Origin of the sequence: Nitrospirillum guanabarense, assembly GCF_034653355.1 — a bacterium.
Classification (GTDB): domain Bacteria; phylum Pseudomonadota; class Alphaproteobacteria; order Azospirillales; family Azospirillaceae; genus Nitrospirillum.
This window is the reverse complement of sequence record NZ_JAYEER010000004.1, coordinates 1,847,310-1,870,339: the sequence shown is the minus strand read 5'-3', so window position 1 is coordinate 1,870,339 and position 23,030 is coordinate 1,847,310. Positions and strand designations below refer to the sequence as shown.

Here is a 23,030-nt window from a genome sequence, read left to right as displayed (position 1 = left end):
GGCGCGCCCCATGCGGCACGCCCCACGGGCGGCCCGGCCGGAGGAGGTTGGAAGTGATGTTGCGCTGGGGAGCGACGATTACGCGAAAAGGCGACGCGGGTCTGGCCAGGACGGACGGGTAGGGATGATGAGGGGTGGCGTTACCGGGGTTTTCATCCGGTGCGGCGCCTTTTTTCGTCCCAGCCCCTGTTTTTGGTGGGAACCGCCGCTTTCTTTGGGTATCGGAAGCACCAGTTTAGTCCGGCACCCGGTGTCGACGGCCCCCTGTGCAGACGGATCGGGCCCCGGATTGCGTGTCTGTGAGTGAAGGGTATGGGCCGGCGCCCATGAAGGCCGGCCGTCAGGGTTGAACCGGCGTTCAGTTGGTTTGCATTTCAGTTAGTCGGGGACATTGAGCGAATGGCCACGAAAGCAGCGCAGAGTGCGGACGTTTCCGAGGCGCGTGAGGAACAGGTGGACGGCCCGCTGATGGATGGCATGGGCCTGGCCGTCAAGAAGATGATCCAGCGCGGCAAGGAGCGGGGGTTCGTCACCTATGACGAACTGAACGCGGCCCTGCCCCCCGACCAGTCCTCCTCCGAGCAGATCGAGGACACGATGGCCATGCTCAATGAGATGGGCATCAACGTCATCGAATTGGAAGAGCAGGATTCCGAGGCCAGCGGCGAAGGCGGCGGCGACGGCGAGGGCCGCGTCTCCGGCAACCTGGACGACGACGACATCGGCCGCACCGACGACCCCGTGCGCATGTACCTGCGCGAGATGGGCTCGGTGGAGCTGCTGTCGCGCGAGGGCGAAATCGCCATCGCCAAGCGCATCGAGGCCGGCCGCGAGATGATGATCGGCGCGATCTGCGAATCGCCTCTGACCATCCGCGCCATCATCCAGTGGCATGAGGCCCTGAACGAAGGGAAGATGCTGCTGCGCGACATCATCGACCTGGACGCGACCTATGGCGTCGATCCGGAGTCGGGTGAGCTGACCGAGGCCGTGCTGGGCGCCGAAGAGGCCCCGCGCGAGGAAGGTGCGGCCGAGGGCGGCGAGGGTGCCGGCGACGGTGAGGGCGGTGAGCGTCCCGAGGGCGCCGAGGGCGGTGAGCCCGGCGAAGGCGGCGAGGAGGAGGGCGGCATCTCCCTGGCCGCCATGGAAGCCGAGCTGAAGCCCATGGTGCTGGAAACCTTCCAGACCATCGAGGACACCTACGACAAGCTGCACAAGATGCAGGAACTGCGGCTGGCGGCCATCCAGCGCGGCGAGGATCTGGGCAAGGCCCAGGACAAGAAGTACGACAAGCTGAAGGCCGAGCTGACCGAGCTGGTCAACTCCGTGCGGCTGAACAACAGCCGCATCGAGGCCCTGGTCGAGCAGCTGTACGGCATGAACCGCCGCCTCATGGGCTTCGAGGGCAAGCTGCTGCGCCTGGCCACGGACTGCAAGGTCAAGCGCGAGGACTTCCTGCACCACTACTACGGCAGCGAGCTGGACCCCAACTGGCTGGACCGGGTGAAGGGCAACTCCAAGGCCTGGGCCAAGTTCGCCGAGCGCAGCGCCACCGAGATCGTGAAGGTCCGCGAGGGCATCAACGAGATCGCGGAGGGCGTGCGCCTGCCCATCAGCGAATTCCGCCGCATCGTCTCCACGGTGCAGAAGGGCGAGAAGGAAGCCAGCCGCGCCAAGAAGGAAATGGTGGAGGCCAACCTGCGCCTCGTCATCTCCATCGCCAAGAAGTACACCAACCGCGGTCTGCAGTTCCTGGACCTCATCCAGGAAGGCAACATCGGCCTGATGAAGGCCGTTGATAAGTTCGAATACCGCCGCGGCTACAAGTTCTCGACCTACGCCACCTGGTGGATTCGCCAGGCCATCACCCGGTCCATCGCCGACCAGGCCCGCACCATCCGCATCCCCGTGCACATGATCGAGACGATCAACAAGCTGGTGCGCACCTCGCGCCAGATGCTGCACGAGATCGGCCGCGAGCCGACGCCGGAGGAATTGGCCGAGCGGCTGATGATGCCGCTGGAGAAGGTCCGCAAGGTCCTGAAGATCGCCAAGGAGCCGATCAGCCTCGAGACGCCGATCGGCGACGAGGAAGACAGCCACTTGGGCGATTTCATCGAGGACAAGAACGCCGTCCTGCCGCTGGACGCCGCCATCCAGGCGAACCTGCGCGAGACGACCACCCGCGTCCTGGCCTCGCTGACCCCGCGTGAGGAGCGTGTGCTGCGCATGCGCTTCGGCATCGGCATGAACACCGACCACACCCTGGAAGAGGTGGGCCAGCAGTTCAGCGTGACCCGCGAGCGTATCCGCCAGATCGAGGCGAAGGCGCTGCGCAAGCTGAAGCACCCGTCCCGCTCGCGCAAGCTGCGCAGCTTCCTGGACACCTGATCCCTATCGGGGTTGGGCATTGATGCGAAAAGGGCGGCTCCCACCGGGGCCGCCCTTTTTGCTTGGTCATCTTGCTGGGGGACCGCTCCGCCACCTACTCCAGCAGCATGTCCGCCAAGTTCTTCTTTTGCGCCGGCACCTTGGCCTTCTTCGGCGTCTTGGCCGGCGCGCGCAGGGCCGCGTCCACGGCCAGGCGAGCCCAGTGCAGCAATTCGTCGGGGTCGTCCATGGCGCCCTCGGGCGGGGTGTAGTAACCGAGCGAGCGGTGCGGCTTGTCAGCCCAGGGGGCGAAGCGGATGCAGCTGGCGGCCTCGAACTGCGGTTGGCTGATGGCGTCGGCCTTCAGGTACAGCGTGTCGTCGCGGGTGATGAGGCCGAAGTTGCGGCCGTGCAGGGTCAGGCCCCGGCCGCCGAACAGGCGCGGGGCCTCAACCGGTCCTAACGGTGACAGCAGGTCCAGGATATAGTCCAGGAAATCGGGGGAGACGGGCATGGTCGCTGCTCCCCCGCGCGGGCTTGGCTATTTCTTACGAAACGCGTCCAACGCCACGACGGTGCCGCCCTGCTTGGGCGTGTCGTCGTCCTCGCCCTCGGGGGCGGCCTCTTCTTCCTCGGCGGCTTCGTCCACCACGTCCTCGCCCTCTTCCTCGTCGGGGGGCTGGAACTGCAGGGCGAAGTTGACCGAGGGGTCGGCGAAGGTGGTGATGGCGGCCATGGGCACCACCAGGCGCTCATGACTGCCGTTGAAGCTCAGCGTCACCTCCACCCGCTCGTCATTCACGTCCAGGCCATAGAACTGGTACTGCAGGACGATGGTGATCTCATCCGGGTACTTGGCGCGCAGGAATTCCGGCATGCGCACGCCCGGATACTGGGTGCGGAAGCTGATGAAGAAATGATGCTCGCCGGGCAGGCCATGCTCCTGCACTTCCTTCAGCGCATCGCGCACGACGCGGCGCAGGGCGGCCTCGACCATACGGTCGTAGCGAAGGAGATCGGTGGACATGGCAGGCAAAACGCTCCGGTAGCGGGGTACAACGTCACCAATAGACCCGCCCGGCGCGCGATTTGCAAGCTTGGGCGCGCGAAAACGCCAGCGGGTGGGCCAAAGGACGGGCCGACCGGCGGCTTGGACGTCCGCCGATCGGGGCCGTTCAGTGGGGGGCTTCTGTTGCCGGGTGCCCCCCGAACCCCGTTCTTAGCTTTCCGCTAATACCCCGTTGAGGGTATTAGGCGGCCATGCGAAGAGCAGGCGCCGAATTATCGTTGGCACCTATGAAACGGCCCGATAACGGCGGAACCATGCCGAGCGAAAACCATGCCTTTACCACGCACGTCGATCCTGATTCGCCCCCATGATGGTGGAGGCGCCGGGTACCGCCCCCGGGTCCGCAACGCTTATTCCGCAAGGCGTTTATCGCCATAGTCGGGCAAGCCCGACATTTCCAATATAGGGATGCGGGCCCGAAAGTGAAAGCCCTTCGGGGAATAGCAGGCCCGCGACCTTTTCGGGGAACCGGTTGGTCGGCACCGACCGTGGCTTGGGCTCCGCCGGTGCATATCGCTTCTTGAGATATGGGGTTCCGCAGGCCCGGGCGCTACATTATGTAGTGATACCGTTTCCGCGTCGGGCCGCCCGGCGATCGTTTGTTGAGGGCCGCCATGGCGCATCCGGAATACCAGTACCTATCGCTGCTGCGCCGCCTGATCGACCACGGGGCCGCCCGGGTGGATCGCACGGGCGTGGGCACCAAGGCGCTGTTCGGCGAGCAGATGCGCTTCGACCTGTCGGCCGGTTTCCCCCTGCTGACCACCAAGAAGATTTTCCACCGCCAGGCCATCCACGAGATGCTGTGGTTCCTGTCGGGCGATACCAGCATCCGCCCGTTGCTGGCCAACAAGGTGCGCATCTGGACGGACTGGCCACTGGCCAATTACCGCCGGAAGGCGGGCGAGGACATCAGCCAGGAGGATTTCGAGGCCCGCGTGCTGGCCGACGACGCCTTCGCCGCCCAGTGGGGCGACCTGGGCCCCGTCTATGGCAAGCAGTGGCGGCGGTGGCAGGGGCCGGACGGCCGCACCATCGACCAGATCCAGGAACTGGTGGACGGCATCCGCACCAACCCCACCAGCCGGCGCCTGCTGTTCACCGGCTGGAACGTGGCCGATCTGCCTGACATGGCGCTGCCGCCCTGCCACATGACCTATCAGTTCTTCGTGGCGGACGGGAAGCTGTCCGGCCTGATCTTCCAGCGCAGCGCCGACACCCTGCTGGGCCTCCCCTGGAACCTGTGCGAGGGCGCGCTGCTGATCCACATGCTGGCCCACCAGTGCGACCTGGGCGTGGGCGATCTGGTGTGGCAGGGCGGCGACGTCCACCTCTACCTCAACCACATCCCCCAGGCGGAAGAGCAGTTGACGCGCGCGCCGCGGCCCTTCCCCCGACTGGTGATCAAGCGCAAGCCGGACAGCCTGTTCGACTATCGCTTCGAGGATTTCGAGATCACCGGCTACGACCCCCACCCCCACATCAAGGCCGACGTGGCGGTGTGACCCGGCGGTGACGCCACCGGGGCTTGGGGCCACCGGACTGGCCCTCAGCGCGACGCCGCGCCCCTGCTAGCATGCGGCCCCTCAGGCGTTGATGCGGGGATGACCATGCGCGGAATGACGGGACTGGCGGCGGTGTTGATGCTGACGGTGGCACCCATGACGGCGAACGCCGCCACGGGCAAGGCGGTGGTGGCCGCCAACCGGGCGGCGCCCACCGCCACCGATCCCGCGGCGGCCCAGGTGGACGCCTTCCTGCAGGAGCAGATGCGGGCGTTGGGCATCCCCGGCCTGCAGGTGGCCGTCATCCAGCACGGGCGCCTGGTGCTGTCGCGCGGCTATGGCGTGGCCAACCTGCAGACGCCGGTGCCGGTGACGAACGAGACCATCTTCGCCGTCAATTCCATCACCAAGGCCTTCACCGGCGTGGCCGCGATGCGACAGGTCCAGGCCGGGCGGCTGGACCTGGACGCGCCCGTGGGCCAGTACCTGGACGACCTGCCCGCCGCCTGGCGCCCCATCACCATCCGCCAGCTGCTGACCCACATGTCCGGCCTGCCCGACATCAACCGCGCGCCGGGCGACCGGGATGAGCGGGTGGGGGGCGACGCCATCTGGGCCTGGGTGCAGGCCCAGCCCATGAAGTTCACGCCCGGCGAGCGCTTCGACTACTGCCAGACCAACTACACCCTGGTGCAGCGGGTGGTGGACAGGCTGACCGGCCAGCCGCCCGACACGCCCATCAGCGGCTGGGAGATCGAGGCGGCGGGCATGACCCACACCGCCTATGGTGACAGCAGCATGGTCACGCCCGGCAAGGCCGCCGGCTACCGCAACAGTTTCGCCCCCAACCCCGCTGGCGGCCCTGATGGTGCGCCGGTGGCCACACCCCACCCGGTCTATGAGCTGTTCCGCCCCATGCACCGCGCCTCCTCCGGCCTGGACAGCACGGCGGAGGATATGGCGCGCTGGATGATCGCCCTGTCCCAGGGCCAGCTGCTGGACGCCGACAGCCTGCGCCTGCTGTGGACACCGGCCGCCTTCAACGACGGCCGCCCGGGCCAGTGGGGCTTAGGCTGGGAGGTGCTGGACCGTGGCGGCCATCGTGCCGTGGGCATGACCGGCGGCGGCCGCTCCGCCTTCTTCCTCTATCCCGAGGACGATGTCGGCGTGGTCATCCTGACCAACCTGTCCGGCGCGTCTCCTGAGGACATGATCGATCAGGTCGCCGCCTTCTACGGCGCTAAGCTGGCCGGCCTGGCCGCCCTGCGCGTGGACATCCAGCGCCACGGCTTCGACCAGGTGCCGGCCCTCTACGCCGACCTGAAGGCCCGCGAGCCGGGCGTGACGCTGCAGGAGGCGGAGCTGAACGACTGGGGCTATCGCCTGCTCAGCAACGGCCAGCCCCGGAACGCGCTGGCCATCCTGAAACTCACCGCCGACCTCTACCCCGACAGCGGCAACGCCCAGGACAGCCTGGCCGAGGCGCTGGCGGCCACCGGCGACAAGCCCGCCGCCATCCTGGCCTACCAGCGCGCCCTGGAGCTGGACTCGAAGAACCAGAACGCTGAGCGGCGGCTGGGGACGCTGAAGGCGGGCGGGTGACTAGATCAGGCGCCAATTTTAGATGTCTGGCCCGGCACCAGTGGAAATGTATATTTTTAGTTGATAAATTTCTAGTGCGCATCCTATATTAACTAAACCATCATTTATTCCTGTCGGGTACGCCGGCCCTAAGAAATTTTCCTCTAATATGGCGTAGATTCAAAAATGAACCAGACCTATAGATTTATTGAGAAGATTTTGAGGAATAATGCAGCTCTGGTTCCGGCATGTCTTGGCATAATTATTGTAATTATATCGGAAAGGTTTGTAAATAATAATAACTACATAAATTTAATTTTAGCATATATTGGCATGGCGTTGATTTCAATTTCATCTTTCGCTGAACTTTATTCCTACATGCAGAGATCTAGGAATTATTCTGTTAGAAATAGGCCAATATATTTTGCAGAGAATACGCTTTCTTATGAAGAAAACTCTAAATACATAAATCAAGAAGTAAGGTTGGCGGATATTGAAAATAACATGGGAAAGTTCATAGATAGATTTAATGCTTTTGAAAAGGCGGCGAAGAATCTAGAAGATGGAATACCAAAAGAGATCGTTGATTCTCTGGTTGCCGAAGTCAAGAAAATATCTTCCGAAGGAATGTCTATAGAGCTAGCGGAAAAAATTGGGAAGTCTAATATGTTTGATAGGCATATCGCACAGATAAGACTGATATGTAGAAGCGCAATATCTTCTTTAGAAGAGGAAATAAGTTCACTGAACTCAAGATCAAACATACAGATTGCAGCTGGTGTAATTATATCAATAATCGGGTTTTTGGTACTTGGCTATTTTGTTTATAGCTATGAATGGATATCTAGTAAATCCGCTACTTTGGCTGATGAGCAATATTATAATATAAGATTATTTGGCTATATTTTATTGAGGGTCAGTCTTATAGTAGCGATAGAGGTTTTTGCCTTGTTCTTCCTAAGAATGTATAGGTATAGTGTATTTGAAATAAAATATTTTCAAAATGAAATATCTAATATATATTTAAAGTTAATTGCGGTGGAAATGGCTTTCTCCTCAGGGGAGGACGTGTCGTTTAAGCAGATAACGAAAGAATTGATAGTATCAGAACGTAATGTGATAATGAGGCGTGGTGATGTTTCGCTTTCTCAATTGCGGGACATAGCTGAGCGAGATGGCGATGCCGTGTTGGTTAATTTCATAAAATCTGTGCCAGAAAGCTTGGCCGGATTATATCGGCAACATAAAGCTAAAGGATAATTTGGCAACAGCCCGTACAAATCCAAATGTAATGCGGTGGTGGCTGATTTGCGCACCCCCGCCCTTTGATCTTCCGCATTCTCACCATCCCCCGTTTGCCGTAAAACCGCAGGCCTTGAGCGTTCATCAGCCAGGCCCTTTGATCCCATGCCCGAGTCCGCGCCCATTCCCTTGGCCCTCATCGCCGCCGTCTCCACCAACAACGTCATCGGCGTGGAGAACCGCCTGCCGTGGCGGTTGAAGGGAGATCTGAAGTATTTCAAGGAGATGACCCTGGGCAAGCCGGTAGTCATGGGCCGGCGGACGTGGGAGAGCATCGGGGCCAAGCCACTGCCGGGCCGCACCAACATCGTCGTGACGCACAAGAAGGATTACCGCGCCCACGGCGGCGTGGTCTGCCACAGCCTGGACGCCGCCATCGAGCAGGCCCGCCTGATCGCGGCGGCCGACGGCGCGCCGGAGGTCATGGTGATCGGCGGGGAGCTGCTGTTCGCCACTGCGCTGAAGACCGCGCACCGCCTGTACCTGACAGAGGTGCACGCCAGCCCGGAGGGCGACGCCTTCTTCCCCACCTTCGACCGGGCCGAGTGGCGCGAGGTGTCGCGGCGCGATGTGCCGGCGCTGGAGGCGGAGGTCGATCCCGCCCCGGCGCACAGCTTCGTGGTGCTGGAGCGGGCATGATCCTCACCCCCATTCCCCTGGAGGAGTTGCCGGCCATCCTGGCCGACCTGCGCGGCCGCCTGACCGGCGCCGATCCGCTGGTCGCGGAGGTGTTCGAGCGCATCGCCGGCACCCTGGACCTGGTGCCCCTGGGCGTGGATACGCCCCAGCATCGGGCGGGCGGCATCGCGCTGGCCCACCGCTTCGGCATCGAGACCATCGATGAGCTGCCCATGGCGGCCTACAGCTGGGACGGCCGCGCCATCCGTACCCAGAGCGAGTCCTATGTGCTGATCCATGAGATCGGCCACTGGCTGGTGGCGCCGCCGGAGCGGCGGGGGCTGGTCGATTTCGGCCTAGGCGCCGGGCCGGAGACGGGCCGGGTGAATGAGGCCAACGCCGCCATCTGCGTCGACCAGGAAACCCAGATCGAGGAGGAGGCCCTGTCCTCCCTCATCGGCATCCTGTGGGAGGTGGAACTAGGCCAGCCCGCCATCATGGCCTTCCTGGAGCAGAATTGGCTGGAAGGCTGGGACCGCGCCGCCTGCATCGACAACCTGGCCGACAATCTGGCCAATTTGCGCCGGCGCGGATTGATTGATGCGAATTACCGCCCAATTCCGCCAGAACATTTCGAAGTAAAGCGGCGTGTCGCAAGCTTGTAATATTGTGCGTTGCGGCAAAGGCAATAAGACTTTCCGCCGGGCGGCGGCCAACAGGAAGCGTCGCCAGGGTCTATACTGACGGGGGATTGTAAGTGCCCCGCCCATCGGTCACTGTTTTGCTTAACGAACAGACCGAGAGGGTTCCCATGTCGATCGCGCACGCGTCGTCCGCCCCCATTCAGTCCACCGATAACAGCCCATCCGGCGGCCAGGGCCACGATGGTCCCGCCATCCTGTCCCTGATCGGCAACGCGCCGCTGGTCCGCGTCACCAAGATCGATACCGGCCCCTGTGAGCTGTACCTGAAGCTGGAAAACCAGAACCCCGGCGGCTCCATCAAGGACCGCATCGGCCTGGCCATGGTGGAGGGGGCGGAGAAGGCCGGCCGCCTGAAGCCCGGCGGCACGGTGGTGGAGGCCACAGCCGGCAACACCGGCTTGGGCCTGGCCCTGGTTTGCGCCGCCAAGGGCTATCGCCTGGTGCTGGTGATCCCTGACAAGATGGCGGCGGAGAAGATCAACCATCTGCGCGCCCTGGGTGCCGAAATCCATGTGACGCGCAGCGACGTGGGCAAGGGCCATCCCGACTATTACCAGGATATCGCGGAGCGGCTGGCGGCCGAGACCCCCGGTGCGGTTTACATGAACCAGTTCGCCAACCCCGACAACCCGGCGGCGCATGAGCGCTGGACGGGGCCGGAGCTGCTGCGCCAGATGGATGGGCGGCTGGACGCCGTGGTGGTGGGTGTGGGCTCCGGCGGCACGCTGACCGGCCTGGGCCGCTATTTCCGCGCGGCCAGTCCGCGCACCCGCATGGTGCTGGCTGACCCCCAGGGCTCCATCCTGCGCGACCTGGTGAAGACCGGCCGGCATGACGAGCCGGGCAGCTGGGTGGTGGAGGGCATCGGCGAGGACTTCGTGCCGCCCAACTGCGACCTGCAGTATGTGGAGGACGCCTACACCATTCCCGATGCCGAGAGCCTGAACGCGGCGCGAGAGCTGCTGCGCCGGGAGGGCATCCTGGGTGGTTCCTCCAGCGGCACGCTGTTCGCCGCCGCCCTGCGCTATTGCCGGGCGCAGACGCTTCCGAAGCGCGTGGTCACGCTGGTGTGCGACACGGGCAACAAGTACCTGTCCAAGATGTTCAACGACGGCTGGATGGCCGACCAAGGCTTCCTGCCCAGCGCCCGCACCGGCGATCTGCGCGACCTTATCACCCGGCGGGTGGACAAGGGCCAAGTGGTGACCGTTTCGCCCGACGACACCCTGCTGACGGCGTACAAGCGCATGCGCATCTCCGACGTCTCGCAGCTGCCGGTGATGCAGGGCGGCCGGGTGGTGGGCCTGCTGGACGAGTCCGACCTGCTGCTGCATGTCGAGCCCGACCCGTCGCGCTTCCGCGAGGCGGTGCGGGAGGCCATGACCTCGCGCCTGGAAACCGTGCCGGTGACCGCACCCATCAGCGCGCTGGACCCCATCTTCAGCCGCAACATGGTGGCCCTGGTCACGGAGGGCGACGCCTTCCTAGGATTGCTGACCCGCGTCGACCTGCTGAACCATTTGCGCCGGCAGCTGGGCTGACGCCCGCCCTCTGTCCCGCGCCCCTGCTTTCATCCCCAAGGAATCCCCATGGCCGACCGCAGCCACAACCGTCCCCTGTCCAACCAACGGGCCTTCGCCACCCGCACCGTGCATGCGGGGCAGGAGCCGGACCCCAGCACCGGTGCCATCACCGTGCCCATCTACGCCACCTCCACCTATGTGCAGGAAAGCCCCGGCGTCCATAAAGGCTATGAGTACAGCCGCAGCCAGAACCCCACCCGCATGGCCTATGAGCGCTGCGTGGCGGATCTGGAGGGCGGGGCGCGGGGCTATGCCTTCGCCTCCGGCCTGGCGGCGGAGGCCACCATCCTGGAGCTGCTGGACGCCGGCAGCCACATCATCGCCATGGACGACCTGTACGGCGGCAGCTACCGCCTGCTGGAACGGGTGCGCAAGCGCTCCATGGGCCTGACCTCCCGCTTCGTCGACATGACCGACCCGGCCAAGCTGGAGGCGGCGCTGACCCCCGATACCCGCCTGCTGTGGGTGGAGACGCCGACCAACCCGCTGCTGAAACTGGTGGATCTGGAGGCAGTGGCCGCCTTCGCCCGGCGGCATGGGCTGATTTCCGTGTGCGACAACACCTTCGCCACGCCCTATGCCCAGCGGCCGCTGGAGCTGGGCTTCGACATCGTCGTGCATTCGGCCACCAAGTACCTGAACGGCCATTGCGACATGGTGGGCGGCGTCGCCGTGGTGCGGGAGGAGGGGGAACTGGCTGACCGCCTGGGCTTCCTGCAGAACGCCGTGGGCGCCGTGGCCGGCCCCTTCGACAGCTTCCTGGCCCTGCGCGGCCTGAAGACCCTGTCCCTGCGCATGGAGCGGCACAGCGCCAACGCCGCCGCCATCGCCCAGTGGCTGGAACGCCACCCGGCCGTGGCGGGGGTGCGCTATCCCGGCCTGATCAGCCATCCGCAGCATGAGCTGGCCCGGCGCCAGATGCGCGGCGCCGGCGGCATGGTCTCCGTCAGCCTGAAGGGTGGGCTGGACGCCGCCAAGCGCCTGCTGGAACGGACGGAGCTGTTCTCCCTGGCGGAAAGCCTGGGCGGGGTGGAAAGCCTGATCGAGCATCCGGCCATCATGACCCACGCCTCGATTCCGGCGGAACTGCGGGCCGCGGCCGGCATCGACGACGGCCTGGTGCGCCTGTCGGTGGGCATCGAGGACGTGGACGACCTGATCGCCGACCTGGACGCCGCGCTCAGCGCTACCCTGGTATAGAAGGTTGCGTCGTGCCCGGGAATTAATCGCAGGCTAACCTTTTGCCACCTAGCCCCGGGCGCGGAAACAATGCATGCCATTCCGAAGTTGTATGTGGCAGTGCGGCAAGTTCACGGGTGTCTGGGATGAGGCGTCTGTTGGGTGTGGATGGCAAGCGGGGTGCGGCCCAGCAGCGGTCGGCCATGGATGAACAGGCCCTGCGTCAACTGTCGGGCATCGATTACCTGCCCCTGGGCCTGACCGCCGACCAGATGGCGGCGCTGGAGGAATCCTTCCTGGAAGAGCAGACCAGCCGCAAAGGCCGCACCTTCTGGGGCCGGCGCGGGCGGTGAAGTCCGTTCCGGGCTTGTAAGCCTGGGTTCGTATCCATGTCCGTCAGCAACCGTCCGCCCAGAAAGCCGCTCCGGTGGGGAAGTCCGGGCGATCTGGGCCAAGCACGGCCTATAAGCAGCCATCACTCAGGAATGAATGTGCCTTACTCGGCCGCCGCCACGCGGCGCTGGGTGGCGGAGTTGTGGGCGTAGGTGTCCCAGGTGGGCTCGTAGCTGTCGTCGGCCTGGTTGCCCCACACGGTCCATTTGGGACGGGCGCCGCGGGCGAACATCTCCAGATAGGGGCCGGGGCTGCACGCCTCAATCAGCTCATACTGCTCATCCGGCTTGCGCGAATGCTCGCGCTTGCGCGTGCCCAGGTAATTCACCTGGGTGCGGCCGGGGTCCAGGGTGCGGGCGTTCTTGCCGCGCACGCCGAACAGGATCAGCTCGGTGACGTTGCGGAAGTAGAAGCCCACGCCGCGCCCGTCGGACCCGCCGTCCTTGCGCAGCTTGTGCCACACCAGGTTGGTCTTGTACTGGAAGCCCCAGGCCTGCATGACCTGCAGCCCCTCCGGCAGCAGGGCGTTGGGTACCCACAGGTACAGATGCGCCGTGGCGGCCAGCACCTTGGACACCGGCAGGGCGCAAATCTCTTCCACCGACATGGTGCCATAGCGCGATAGGCGGTGATGCTCCGGCGCCATCTTGCCGGTGCGGTTCACGAATTGCCAGGGCGGGTCCGCCAGCACGGTGGCGAAACGCTTCTTGCCGGCCACGGCCAACAGGTCGCGCGCCGGGTCCAGATCAGGCGTGGCGGGGGAGGGGGCGGAGGTCACAGGGAGGGTCATGCCGGCTTGCCGTCCATCCGTCCGTTCATCACTGGCCGGGAAATAAAGTGAAGAAGACTATGGAACATATGTAGAACACGAGCGCCCGGGCGGCGCAAGGGATGATCATCGTTATGCGGCCTTACGGCCGGGGCGGCAAGGCCTGAAGACGTTGGCGCAGCGACAGAAGGTCCCGCCAGGTCTCGCGCTTGGCGCCGGGGTTGCGCAGCAGATAGGCCGGGTGCAGCAGGGCCAGGGCGGGCAGGGGGCGGGTCAGGCCGGGGCTGCCATAATCGAACCAGCGGCCGCGCAGGCGGGTGATGCCCTCCGTCTTGGCCAGCAGGGTCTTGGCCGAGATGCCGCCCAGGAAGACCAGGATGTCAGGGTCGGCGATTTCCACATGCCGCTGGATGAAGGGCAGGCAGGCGGCGATCTCGCTGTCCGTGGGGTTGCGGTTGCCGGGTGGGCGCCAGGGCAGGATGTTGCTGATGTAGACCGCCTTGTCCGGCGCTTCGGCATGGCGGTCCAGGCCGATGGCGGCCAGCATCTTGTCCAGCAGCGCGCCGGCCGGCCCGACGAAGGGCTTGCCCTGCCTGTCCTCCTGCTCGCCCGGCGCCTCGCCCACCAGCATGACGCGCGCCTTGGGGTTGCCGTCGGCGAAGACGGTGGAACTGGCGGTTTGCTTCAGGGGGCAGCCGTCGAAAGCCAGCAGCGCCTTGTGCAAATCCTCCAGCGTCGTGGCGGCCGTGGCGGCGCCGCGGGCGCTGGCCCGGGCCTCGTTGCTACCTAGGGGGCCATCGCTCCCGGCCAGGGTGGCGGGGGGCGGCGGGCCACCGAAACTTTTTTCCGGCGGTGTGGCCGAACGGCCAGGGGCGGCGGCAGACGGGGCGCCGGCCGGCGGGCGGCCAGGGCCGGCGTCACGCGCAGTAGGCGTCCTGCGGCTGGCCACCTGGGTCCAGTCCGTCGGCTGGTCGTTGATCGCTTCATCGGCACCGATCTCGACCAGCCAGGCCAGATCCGTGACGGCTTTTGCCGTGTCAATCATGATTTGACCCTACCATCGCTGGTGTGTTTCTTCATCAACCGCATGGGGCGAGCGCGCGCGAAAATGACGCGCTCCCTTTAGGGTTCGTCCGCAAGGGCCCGCATCAAGCCACCGAACCGGCAACCAGGAAGAAGAAGGCGACAGGACATGGAACGGGAGTCGATGGAGTATGACGTCGTCGTCGTTGGCGCCGGCCCCTCGGGGTTGTCGGCCGCGATACGGCTGAAGCAGCTGGCCGCTGCCGCGGACAAGGAGATCAGCGTCTGCGTCATCGAAAAGGGGTCCGAGGTCGGGGCCCACATCCTGTCGGGCGCCGTCATCGATCCCATCGCCCTGAACGAGCTGATCCCCGACTGGAAAGAGAAGGGCGCGCCGCTCAACACCCCGGTCACCGACGACCGCTTCTACGTCCTGACCGAGGTCGGCTCCATGCGCATTCCCAATGCGCTGCTGCCGCCGCTGATGAACAACCACGGCAATTACATCGTCAGCCTGGGCAACGTCTGCCGCTGGCTGGCGCAGCAGGCGGAAGAGCTGGGCGTGGAAATCTACCCCGGCTTCGCCGCGGCCGAGGTGCTGTACCACGACGACGGCTCGGTCAAGGGCATCGCCACCGGCGACATGGGCATCGGCAAGGATGGGGAGCCGACGGATCGCTACACCCCCGGCATGGAGCTGCACGGCAAGTACACGCTGTTCGCCGAGGGCGTGCGCGGCAACCTGTCGAAGGAGCTGATGGCCCGCTTCAACCTGCGCGACGGCGTGGACCCGCAGAAGTACGGCATCGGCGTCAAGGAGCTGTGGCAGATCGACCCCGCCAAGCATAAACAGGGCCTGGTGTTGCACAGCCAGGGCTGGCCTCTGGACAGCAAGACCGGCGGCGGGTCCTTCATGTACCACCTGGAGGACAACCAGGTGGCCATCGGCTTCGTCGTCCACCTGAACTACACCAACCCCTACCTGTCGCCGTTCGAGGAATTCCAGCGCTTCAAGCAGCACCCGCTGATCCGCCCCTATCTGGAGGGCGGCAAGCGCCTGTCCTACGGCGCCCGCGCCATCAACGAGGGCGGTCTGCAGTCCGTGCCGAAGCTGACCTTCCCCGGCGGGGCGCTCATCGGCTGCGCCGCCGGCTTCGTCAACTTGCCCCGCATCAAGGGCAGCCACAACGCCATGAAGACCGGCATGCTGGCGGCCGAGGCGGCGTTCGAGCGCCTGGCGGCGGGCAGCGAAGGCCATGACGAGCTGACGGCGCTTGAAGCCAAGTGGCGCCAGAGCTGGGTCTTCCAGGACCTGTACAAGGTGCGCAACGTGAAGCCCAGCCTGAAGCACGGCATGTGGCTGGGCACGGCCCTGGGCGGCCTGCACATGTGGCTGAACGACCTGAAGCTGGGCTTCCTGGTGGGCTGGACCCAGCATCACGGCAAGCCGGACCACGAGAGCCTGGTGCCGGCGGCCAACGCCAAGAAGATCGCCTATCCCAAGGCCGACGGCGTCATCAGCTTCGACCGCCTGTCCTCGGTGTTCATCTCCAACACCAACCATGAGGAAGACCAGCCGTCGCACCTGAAGCTGAAGGACCCGACCGTCCCCATCGCCTTCAACCTGCCCACGTATGACGAGCCGGCGCAGCGCTACTGCCCCGCCGGGGTGTACGAGGTGACGCGCGACGACAACGGCCAGAACCCGCGCTTCGTCATCAACGCGCAGAACTGCGTGCACTGTAAGACCTGCGACATCAAGGACCCGACCCAGAACATCAACTGGACGGTGCCGGAGGGCGGCGGGGGCCCCAATTATCCCAACATGTAAGCCCGCTTCAGGAAAAGGCGCCCCGCACCGGGCGCCTTTTTTGTTTCCGCCCGGGTCCGACCGGCGCGGTTGTTCCGGCCGCGTTTCCCGATTAGCTTGAGGGCTTGGACCTTAAGAATAGACGGCGGCGATCTCGTGCGGTTTTTGCGGCGGACATCAACGGTGGTCATGACGGGCCTGCTGACGGCGGGCCTGACAGGGGCTTGGGGGCATTCCGCCTGGGCGGCCAAGGCGACGGATCAGGCGGGCGGCCCCGACCCGCTGGCGGCCTTCGTCGCCGGCAAGGTGGCGCAGGGCGCCGGCGACTGGACGGCTGCGGCCGACTTCCTGGCCCTCAGCCTCAAGTCCGATCCCGACGACTTGACCCTGCTGCGCCGTGCGCTGCTGATCAATGTCGGCCTGGGCCGCACCAAGGTGGCGCTGCCCCTGGCCAAGCGCCTGGTGGCGGCCAAGGACGGCAACCCCGTGGCGCTGACCCTGCTGGCGGCCGACGCCGTGGCGGCGGGGGATGAGCCGGGCGCGCTGCACGCCATCGACGCCCTGCCCCAGGACGGCCTGGGCACCTTCATGCGGCCGCTGGTGACCGCCTGGGTCAAGGCGCGCAAGGGCGATTGGGCCGCCGCCAAGACGGCGCTGGAACCGCTGGAGGCGCAGCAGTCCTTCCGCGCCATGGCGGCCCTGCATGCCGCGCTGATCGAGGATCTGGCGGGCCACGAGGATGCCGCCCGCGGCTGGTACGCCCAGGCCTCGGACAGTGGCCAGGTGCTGCGCGTCGCCATGCTGCGCGCCAATTTCGAAATGCGCATGGGCCACGCCGACTTGGCGCAGGCGGCGGTGGCGGCCATCCTGCAGGCTGATCCCAAGGGCCCCATGGGCGACGCCGCCCGCGCCCTGCTGTCCCGCCCCCATCCCGCCCGCATGGTGGCCAACGCGAACGAGGGCCTGGCGGAAGCGCTGTTCGACGTGGCCGCCGCCATCAACCAGGAAAAGGTGGCGGAGGTGGCGCTGCTCTACACCCGCCTGGCCCTGCACCTGGACCCGTCGCTGGCCCCCGCCCGCATGCTGGCGGGCGAAACGCTGACGGAAATGAACCGGGACCAGGAGGCGGCGGCCGAATACGCCGCCGTGGTCGCCGACCTGGGCATGAAGATGGGGGAGAAGGCGGACGTGGGCCTGCTGTGGGCGGCGCGCCTGCGCCAGGCGGACGCCCTGGCCCGCCTGAACAAGACACAGGAGGCGGCCGGCATCCTGCGGGCCATGGCGTCCGAGAGGCCGGGACCGCAGCGACGCCCTGGTGCGCCTGGGCGATCTGCTACGCGCCGACCATAAGCTCCCCGAGGCCCTGACCGCCTATAACCAAGCCATCGAACGCCTGGGCGGCCGCCCGAATGGCGGCGACTGGTTCCTCTACTATGCCCGCGCCGCCGTGCAGGACCAGATGGGCCATTGGCCGGAGGCGGAGTCCGACCTGCTGCGCGCCCTTCAGCTGCAACCCAACCAGCCGGGTGTGCTGAACTATCTGGGCTACGCCTGGTCGGAACGCGGCGTGAAGCTGGACCAGGCCCGCCAGCTGTTGGAACAAGCGGTGAAGCTGCGCCCCAACGATGGCGCCATCATCGACAGCCTGGGCTGGGCCAAGTACCGCGCCGGCGACATCCCCGGCGCCGTGGACCTGCTGGAGCGCGCGGCGGAGCTGAAGTCCCGCGACCCGGCCATCAACGACCATCTGGGCGACGCCTACTGGGCCACCGGCCGCCGGCTGGAGGCGCATTACCAGTGGCAGCGCGCCGCGCGCGAGAACCCGGAGGACAGCCTGAAGGCCGCGCTGGATGAAAAGCTGAAGCGCGACCCCGCCGCCGCGCAGTGAACTTCTGACACCTGAGATTTGTTGAAGGACCTATTCCCGTGACCACGGTAAGCGCCGCCGCCGCCGCCAAGCTGAACCTGTACCTGCATGTGCTGGGCAAGCGGCCCGACGGCTATCATGAGCTGGACAGCCTGGTGGTGTTCGCCACCGCCCACGACCTGATCACCGTGACCGAGGCGCCGGGCTTCAGCCTGGCCATCGACGGGCCCTTCGGCAGCACCCTGGTGGCCGAGGGCACCGGCCGCAACCTGGTGTCGCGCGCCGCCCACGCCCTGGCCGATGTGCTGGGTCGCGATCCGCATGTCGCCATCCGCCTGACCAAGAACCTGCCGGTGGCGTCCGGCATCGGCGGCGGTTCGGCTGATGCCGCCGCCACGCTGAAGGCGCTGGCCGAGCTGTGGGGCGTCGCGCAGGACGACCCTCGCCTGGTGGAGCTTGCGCCCGCGCTGGGTGCCGACGTGCCCGTGTGCCTGTTCGGCCGTACCGCCTATTTCGGTGGTGCTGGGGAGCGGGTGGTGGCGGGCCCCACCCTGCCGCCGGCCGCCCTGCTGCTGGTGAACCCCGGCGTGCACATGCCGACCAAGGACGTCTTCGCCGCCCGTACCGGAGCCTGGTCCGCCGCCGGCCGGTTGGAGCGCGACCCCGTGGACGTGGCCGACTTCGCCCAGCTGCTGCGGGCGCGGGGCAATGACTTGGGAGCCGCGGCCGAACGCCTGTCGCCCGCCATCACCGACGTGCTGGCCGCCCTGGATGCGACGCCGGGCTGCCTGCTGGCCCGCATGTCGGGCAGCGGGGCCACCTGCATCGGCCTCTATGCCGACGTCGCGGCGGCGGCCTCGGCGGCCGCCCTGATCAACCGCGTGCGTCCCACCTGGTGGGTCAAGGCCACCGCCCTGCTGCCCGAGGTGCCGGCGGCCGAGGTGGTCGCGGACGCCTGAGACTCAGGGCCGGGAGAGGCGCGCCAGCAGGTCGCGGCTCGGCCAGCCGTCCGGCGGTGGCGCCGTCTCATCCCAGATTACCGGGTGCGCCGCCTCATAGGCCAGGATGGCGTTGGCCGTGCGGGCCCCCAGGCGGCCGTCCGCCGGCCCCAGCAGGTATCCCAGGTCGCGCAGGCGCTGCTGGATCAGGCGCAGTCCATCCGCGCCGACGGCGGCCGGCGGCGTGCGCGGCTGGCCGGGGACGGGCTTGGGCGGCGGCTTGACCGTGGCCGGGTCCTGCGACTGCGCCGCCAAGCCGATGCCCACCACCTGCGGCGATGGCCCGCCGCGCTCGAGACGGGCCAAGGCCTGGGCCGCCGCCAGGTCGCCTTTGGCCGCCGCTTCACCGTACAGGCGCGCGGCGACGTCCCGGTCATGAGCGCGTTCGGCCAGCGCCCCCAGCCTCTCCAGCGCCAGCACGAGGCCGCCCTCGGCGGCGCGGCGGTACCAGGCCTTCGCCCGGGCCGCGTCCGCCGGCACGTCCACGCCCTCGTCATACAGCAGGCCCAGGTTGAACTGGGATTGAATGTCGCCCAAATCGGCGGCGCAGCGGTACCAGGGCAGGGCGGCCGGGACGTTTTCCGGCCAGCCCATGCCGCCGGCCTCCAGCGCGCCCAGGGCGGCGCAAGCCTGCCGGCGGATGGCGGGGTCCGGCGTGGCGGCCGCCAGCCGGTACCAGGCGCTGGCCCGCGCCACGTCGGCGGGGCGGTCGAAGGGGATGTCGCCATAGGCGTCGGCCAGATCCAGCCGCGCCTGGGCATCACCGGCGCGCGCCTGGGCGTCCAGCGCCAGCAGGGCGGCGTCGGCTCCGGCGGGCGGGCGCTCCGGCATGGTGCCGGGGGCGGCCAGGGCGGCGCCGGCGAGGAACAGGATGGCCAGGGCGCAGATATACGGCAGGTGGGGCATGGAACGGCCGGGCGGGAGATCGTGCCGCCATAGTGCCATGGCTGGGGGACGGCGCCAGTGTTTCGCGGAACCAGTGTTTCGCGGGAAAGGTCCGTGCGATTTGGGGCGTTGCGTCCGCCGGGCTTTCTGATTATGGTGCCGCCCTCCCCGACGGGAGGCCCGGTGATGGGGCGTCGCCAAGCGGTAAGGCAGCGGATTTTGATTCCGCCATGCGGAGGTTCGATCCCTCCCGCCCCAGCCATCTCTCCCTGATACTCTCGCAATTCCGGGCCGAGCCTAGAGACGTCGGCCCACCTTGGGTGGCATTACTGGCCAGGCGCACCGCGTGTCTGGCGCGGGGGATGCCATTACTACGTGTTTCTTGGGCGAAGCGGTGCGCGCGGCGCACGATGTCAGGATTTGTCAAATTTTAGGTATCGCCTGCGCCTCTTCCAAAGTATTATTCCCGCAAGGATAGGTTTGCCTATCGGGAGCGCCATCCTGAGGGATAGCGGGATATTGAATTGGCCAAAGTATCGGCCATGATATCCTGGTAGTGAAGGTTGTGCGCGAACGACGGGGGGGATGGGCGGCGGTGCGGCCCGGCCCCTGGCGGCGCCAGCGGACAGGCAAGGTTTCGGGTTGTTTCGGGCTCCGGGGCGTGGGCCCGGTCCACAGTGGAAGAGACGCGCGTCCTAGTTGTTGCCCGGGGCCTTGGGAGCATCCGGTTGCGGAGATGAGATGAATTGTCCGAATGCGCCGAAACGGGATTGGGTCCGGGTAAAGCCCGGCGAACGTCCGGTGGCGTTGCCTGAAAAACCGGAATACGACGATCAGAAGCTGTTGACCCTGCTGCAGTCCGCCAAGCGGGAACTGCAGGGCCTGCGTCTCATCCACCTGCATCTGTCCCTGCTGAAGGACAAGAGCAACCTCGACCTGATCTCCATCAAGCGCGCGATGCAGGAAACGGCGGACAATTCGTCGTACCTGCAGGTCTTCAACCTGTCCAACGACGACGTCATCGTCCTGTACAAGGGCATCAAGTTCTCCCTGATCAGCGACGTCTGCTCCAAGATCGAAAAGCTGCTGCTGTCGCGCACGACGATGACGAAGCAGAATCCCTATCGGGAAGACAGCCTCTATTCGATCATGGAGCTGTCGCTCAACTTCGTGAACGTCATCCGCTTCATCGAGGGCCTGCAGAAGGGCGAGGGCGGCGACGCCCCGGTGGAGCAGACCAAGCCCCCCATCACGCTGGAGGAGCTGGGCAAGATCGAACGCGCCGTGCAGATGTTCGACCTGTCGCCCTTCATGCTGAACCAGCCGGTGGTGAACATCCAGAACCCCACCGAGAACGAGTACGAGTATTTCGAGCTGTACATCGCCATCAAGGCGCTGGAAGAGCGGTTGTCGCCCGAGTATGACATCACCGCCAACCGCTGGCTGTTCAGCTATTTCACCTCGCAGTTGGACCTGTCGGTCCTGCGCGCGCTGAACTACGGCGTCGACTTCCTGCGCGGCAAGCGTCTGGGCCTGAACCTGAACCTGGCCACCATCCTGTCGGCCAGCTTCGTGAAGTTCGACGAGCGGCTGACGACCGACCTGCGCGGCAACGTCGTGCTGGAAATCAACAAGACCGACCTGATCGAGAACGTCTCGATGTACAAGGAGGTCGTCGATTTCGCCGCCACCCGCGGCTACAAGATCTGCATCGACGGGCTGAACGACTTCTGGGTCACGCACATGGACCTGGAATACATGGCCTGTGACTACGCCAAGATCATCTGGTCCCCCGACATGGAAAGCATGACGGAGGAGGAGATCGAGGCGCTGCAGGAAAAGGTGCGGCAGCAGGAAAACTGCCGCTACATCCTGGCCCGCTGCGGCACCGTCTCCGGCCTCATCTGGGCGGAAAAGATGGGCATCGGCCTGGTGCAGGGCCGCGTCATCGACAACATCCTGCGCAAGAGCGTCCTGGTGCGGGACGCGCTGAAGACGGCGCAGGTGATGAACGACGACTGATGGCCGGATCCCGACCGGCCAGGGCCAATGGCCAGGAAGCCAAGCCAGCGAGGGCATTTGAGCGGTCACGATCAGATGCCGACCGTGTAACGCCGCCGGCTTAACCAACGGGTAAGCTTGCCTCATTAAAATGAGGTTATCGCCGGGCCGGCAAATCTGTGTCACCTTCTGCCAGGGGACCATCCGGTCGCGGCCGGGGGAACGCGTGGTCGTTCCCTTGAAAGCGGGTGCCAGGATGGCATGTGGGGCGGAACTGACCGGAGACGATATTGGGACGTGACTATCCGGTGCAGGCGGCCGGGGCCGAGGAAGGCGCTGGCGACGGTGCCGCCATGGCCGCCGCCGCCGAGGCCTCCCGCGCCGCCTCCGATGAGGCGGAGGCCAGTCGCAGCACGCATTTCATCTTCGAGAACAAGGTGTTCGCGGTTCCCGGGGCCTTCTTCTCCTTCACGCGCGACACCAATGAGGCCGTCTACAATGTGCAGTTGGGCGACGTGTGGGGCAAGATCCCCTTCCGCACTCTGCGGGAGGCTTTCGGCATCGACGACAACAGCGCCGACGCCACCCTGCTGGGCGTGGTCGATCGCGGCCTGAAATATGTGAAGACCATCCGTCCCGGCGACAGCATTCCACGCGAATTGCTGGACGGCAGCGCGTCCTGGCGGGTGGAGGACAGCCACCTGCAGATCGCGCGCGGCCGAATCACCGTGCAGCTGGTGTCGTGGATCACGGGCAAGGAAACCTTGATCACTGATCGCGGCCAACTGGAACAAGTGGTGGAGGATCCGCAGACCAAGCAGCGCGCCCAGCAGGCTTTCAGCGAACTGGCCCGCCGCTTCGGCCTGCCCGACGACCGCAAGCAGGAGATCGTGGACAAGGTCGATTTCGATCGCCCGCGAACTGTCCTATATCGAGGCGTTGCGCGACCGCTACGGCCAGGTGCAGCAGATCATCGCGGGCCTGTCCCAGGCCGGCCGCATCTACAAGACCGACCGCCAGCTGCAGGCCGACTTGACGCGCATGATGGCCTTGGTCAAGCAGCCCATCCTGGATTTCGAGGACATTTTCGGCCAGCTGGATGCCCAGACCAGCGAGATCATGGCGGTGCTGAAGTCCTACGACAGCCAGGTGGCCTTCATCCGCCGCATGCGCGACGAACTGCACACCCGCCTCATGCTGTGGGACGACCTCATCTACGCCTGGGACGGCGAGCCCATGGAGCGCGGGCCCGAACTGGAGGCCCGCTTGAAGAAGACCTACCAGTTCCTGGCCCAGCACTTCCTGGTGACCAAGGTTTGGCAGCGGGGGGCGTGAGCGACGGGAACAATGTGCCCGTTGCGTTATGTCGGTCA

Annotated in this window: 20 protein-coding genes, 1 tRNA gene and 1 other RNA gene; 16 read left to right on the top strand and 6 right to left on the bottom strand. The window is 65.8% G+C overall.

The window, feature by feature from the left end:
- Window positions 1-399: 399 nt before the first annotated feature.
- Window positions 400-2,391 carry an RNA polymerase sigma factor RpoD gene (gene rpoD, locus UAA55_RS26685; RefSeq protein WP_322956594.1) on the top strand — a complete coding sequence of 664 codons (1,992 nt, stop codon included), beginning with the start codon at window positions 400-402 and terminating at the stop codon, window positions 2,389-2,391.
- A gap of 94 nt (window positions 2,392-2,485) precedes the next feature.
- Here the strand turns inward: rpoD and UAA55_RS26680 are convergent, their stop codons facing one another.
- From UAA55_RS26680 to ssrA, 3 genes are all read right to left on the bottom strand, one after another.
- Window positions 2,486-2,884 (bottom strand): TfoX/Sxy family protein, encoded by a 399-nt coding sequence (locus UAA55_RS26680; protein ID WP_322956592.1) that lies wholly within the window; start codon window positions 2,882-2,884, stop codon window positions 2,486-2,488.
- A gap of 27 nt (window positions 2,885-2,911) precedes the next feature.
- Window positions 2,912-3,397 carry an SspB family protein gene (locus UAA55_RS26675; RefSeq protein ID WP_088871921.1) on the bottom strand — a complete coding sequence of 162 codons (486 nt, stop codon included), beginning with the start codon at window positions 3,395-3,397 and terminating at the stop codon, window positions 2,912-2,914.
- Window positions 3,398-3,547: 150 nt separating this feature from the next.
- Window positions 3,548-3,871: a transfer-messenger RNA gene (ssrA, locus tag UAA55_RS26670) on the bottom strand.
- A 182-nt stretch (window positions 3,872-4,053) separates the two neighbouring features.
- On the opposite strand from ssrA, the gene thyA reads away from it, so the two are divergent.
- The 8 genes from thyA to UAA55_RS26630 all read left to right on the top strand — a co-directional run bounded on the left by thyA (window position 4,054) and on the right by UAA55_RS26630 (window position 12,264).
- Window positions 4,054-4,944, top strand: coding sequence for a thymidylate synthase (thyA, locus tag UAA55_RS26665; protein WP_322956589.1), 891 nt, complete (start codon window positions 4,054-4,056; stop codon window positions 4,942-4,944).
- Between the two features lie 99 nt (window positions 4,945-5,043).
- Window positions 5,044-6,546 carry a serine hydrolase gene (locus UAA55_RS26660; RefSeq protein ID WP_322956588.1) on the top strand — a complete coding sequence of 501 codons (1,503 nt, stop codon included), beginning with the start codon at window positions 5,044-5,046 and terminating at the stop codon, window positions 6,544-6,546.
- Window positions 6,547-6,711: 165 nt separating this feature from the next.
- The gene (locus UAA55_RS26655) at window positions 6,712-7,785 is read left to right on the top strand and encodes a hypothetical protein (RefSeq protein ID WP_322956586.1); all 1,074 of its coding nucleotides are present in this window, start codon (window positions 6,712-6,714) and stop codon (window positions 7,783-7,785) included.
- 147 nt (window positions 7,786-7,932) lie between these two features.
- Window positions 7,933-8,466, top strand: coding sequence for a dihydrofolate reductase (locus tag UAA55_RS26650; protein ID WP_322956584.1), 534 nt, complete (start codon window positions 7,933-7,935; stop codon window positions 8,464-8,466).
- Window positions 8,463-9,110 carry a hypothetical protein gene (locus UAA55_RS26645; RefSeq protein WP_322956582.1) on the top strand — a complete coding sequence of 216 codons (648 nt, stop codon included), beginning with the start codon at window positions 8,463-8,465 and terminating at the stop codon, window positions 9,108-9,110. The genes UAA55_RS26650 and UAA55_RS26645 overlap by 4 nt, the downstream gene beginning before the upstream one ends.
- A 146-nt stretch (window positions 9,111-9,256) precedes the next feature.
- Complete coding sequence (locus UAA55_RS26640; protein ID WP_322956580.1) at window positions 9,257-10,690, top strand: pyridoxal-phosphate dependent enzyme; 1,434 nt, start codon at window positions 9,257-9,259, stop codon at window positions 10,688-10,690.
- Between the two features lie 48 nt (window positions 10,691-10,738).
- Entirely contained in the window at window positions 10,739-11,932 is a 1,194-nt protein-coding gene (locus UAA55_RS26635) for a cystathionine gamma-synthase (RefSeq protein WP_322956578.1), read from the top strand.
- Window positions 11,933-12,057: 125 nt separating this feature from the next.
- The gene (locus UAA55_RS26630) at window positions 12,058-12,264 is read left to right on the top strand and encodes a hypothetical protein (RefSeq protein WP_322956576.1); all 207 of its coding nucleotides are present in this window, start codon (window positions 12,058-12,060) and stop codon (window positions 12,262-12,264) included.
- Window positions 12,265-12,407: 143 nt separating this feature from the next.
- Here the strand turns inward: UAA55_RS26630 and UAA55_RS26625 are convergent, their stop codons facing one another.
- Together UAA55_RS26625 and UAA55_RS26620 are read right to left on the bottom strand one after the other, a co-directional pair.
- Complete coding sequence (locus tag UAA55_RS26625) at window positions 12,408-13,094, bottom strand: MT-A70 family methyltransferase (protein WP_322956574.1); 687 nt, start codon at window positions 13,092-13,094, stop codon at window positions 12,408-12,410.
- Between the two features lie 121 nt (window positions 13,095-13,215).
- Window positions 13,216-14,118, bottom strand: coding sequence for a uracil-DNA glycosylase (locus tag UAA55_RS26620; RefSeq protein ID WP_322956572.1), 903 nt, complete (start codon window positions 14,116-14,118; stop codon window positions 13,216-13,218).
- A gap of 147 nt (window positions 14,119-14,265) precedes the next feature.
- Here UAA55_RS26620 and UAA55_RS26615 point away from each other — a divergent pair, with 147 nt between their 5' ends.
- The 4 genes from UAA55_RS26615 (at window position 14,266) to UAA55_RS26600 (ending at window position 18,732) form a co-directional block, all read left to right on the top strand.
- Window positions 14,266-15,927 carry an electron transfer flavoprotein-ubiquinone oxidoreductase gene (locus UAA55_RS26615; protein ID WP_322956570.1) on the top strand — a complete coding sequence of 554 codons (1,662 nt, stop codon included), beginning with the start codon at window positions 14,266-14,268 and terminating at the stop codon, window positions 15,925-15,927.
- A 162-nt stretch (window positions 15,928-16,089) separates the two neighbouring features.
- Window positions 16,090-17,256 (top strand): tetratricopeptide repeat protein, encoded by a 1,167-nt coding sequence (locus UAA55_RS26610; protein ID WP_322956568.1) that lies wholly within the window; start codon window positions 16,090-16,092, stop codon window positions 17,254-17,256.
- Window positions 17,222-17,794: a tetratricopeptide repeat protein gene (locus tag UAA55_RS26605; RefSeq protein WP_322956566.1), complete on the top strand. Its 573-nt coding sequence runs from the start codon at window positions 17,222-17,224 to the stop codon at window positions 17,792-17,794. Before UAA55_RS26610 ends, UAA55_RS26605 begins: the two co-directional genes overlap by 35 nt.
- 38 nt (window positions 17,795-17,832) lie before the next feature.
- Window positions 17,833-18,732, top strand: a complete 900-nt coding sequence (locus UAA55_RS26600) for a 4-(cytidine 5'-diphospho)-2-C-methyl-D-erythritol kinase (protein WP_322956564.1) — start codon at window positions 17,833-17,835, stop codon at window positions 18,730-18,732.
- Between the two features lie 3 nt (window positions 18,733-18,735).
- Here the strand turns inward: UAA55_RS26600 and UAA55_RS26595 are convergent, their stop codons facing one another.
- Window positions 18,736-19,677, bottom strand: a complete 942-nt coding sequence (locus UAA55_RS26595; protein WP_322956562.1) for an SEL1-like repeat protein — start codon at window positions 19,675-19,677, stop codon at window positions 18,736-18,738.
- Between the two features lie 166 nt (window positions 19,678-19,843).
- Here UAA55_RS26595 and UAA55_RS26590 point away from each other — a divergent pair.
- The 3 genes from UAA55_RS26590 (at window position 19,844) to UAA55_RS26580 (ending at window position 22,992) form a co-directional block, all read left to right on the top strand.
- Window positions 19,844-19,918: transfer RNA gene (locus UAA55_RS26590), tRNA-Gln, on the top strand.
- Between the two features lie 539 nt (window positions 19,919-20,457).
- A complete protein-coding gene (locus UAA55_RS26585; RefSeq protein WP_322956560.1) occupies window positions 20,458-21,678 on the top strand; it encodes a hypothetical protein in 1,221 nt (406 codons plus the stop codon).
- Between the two features lie 918 nt (window positions 21,679-22,596).
- A complete protein-coding gene (locus UAA55_RS26580; protein ID WP_322956558.1) occupies window positions 22,597-22,992 on the top strand; it encodes a hypothetical protein in 396 nt (131 codons plus the stop codon).
- Window positions 22,993-23,030: the final 38 nt, after the last annotated feature.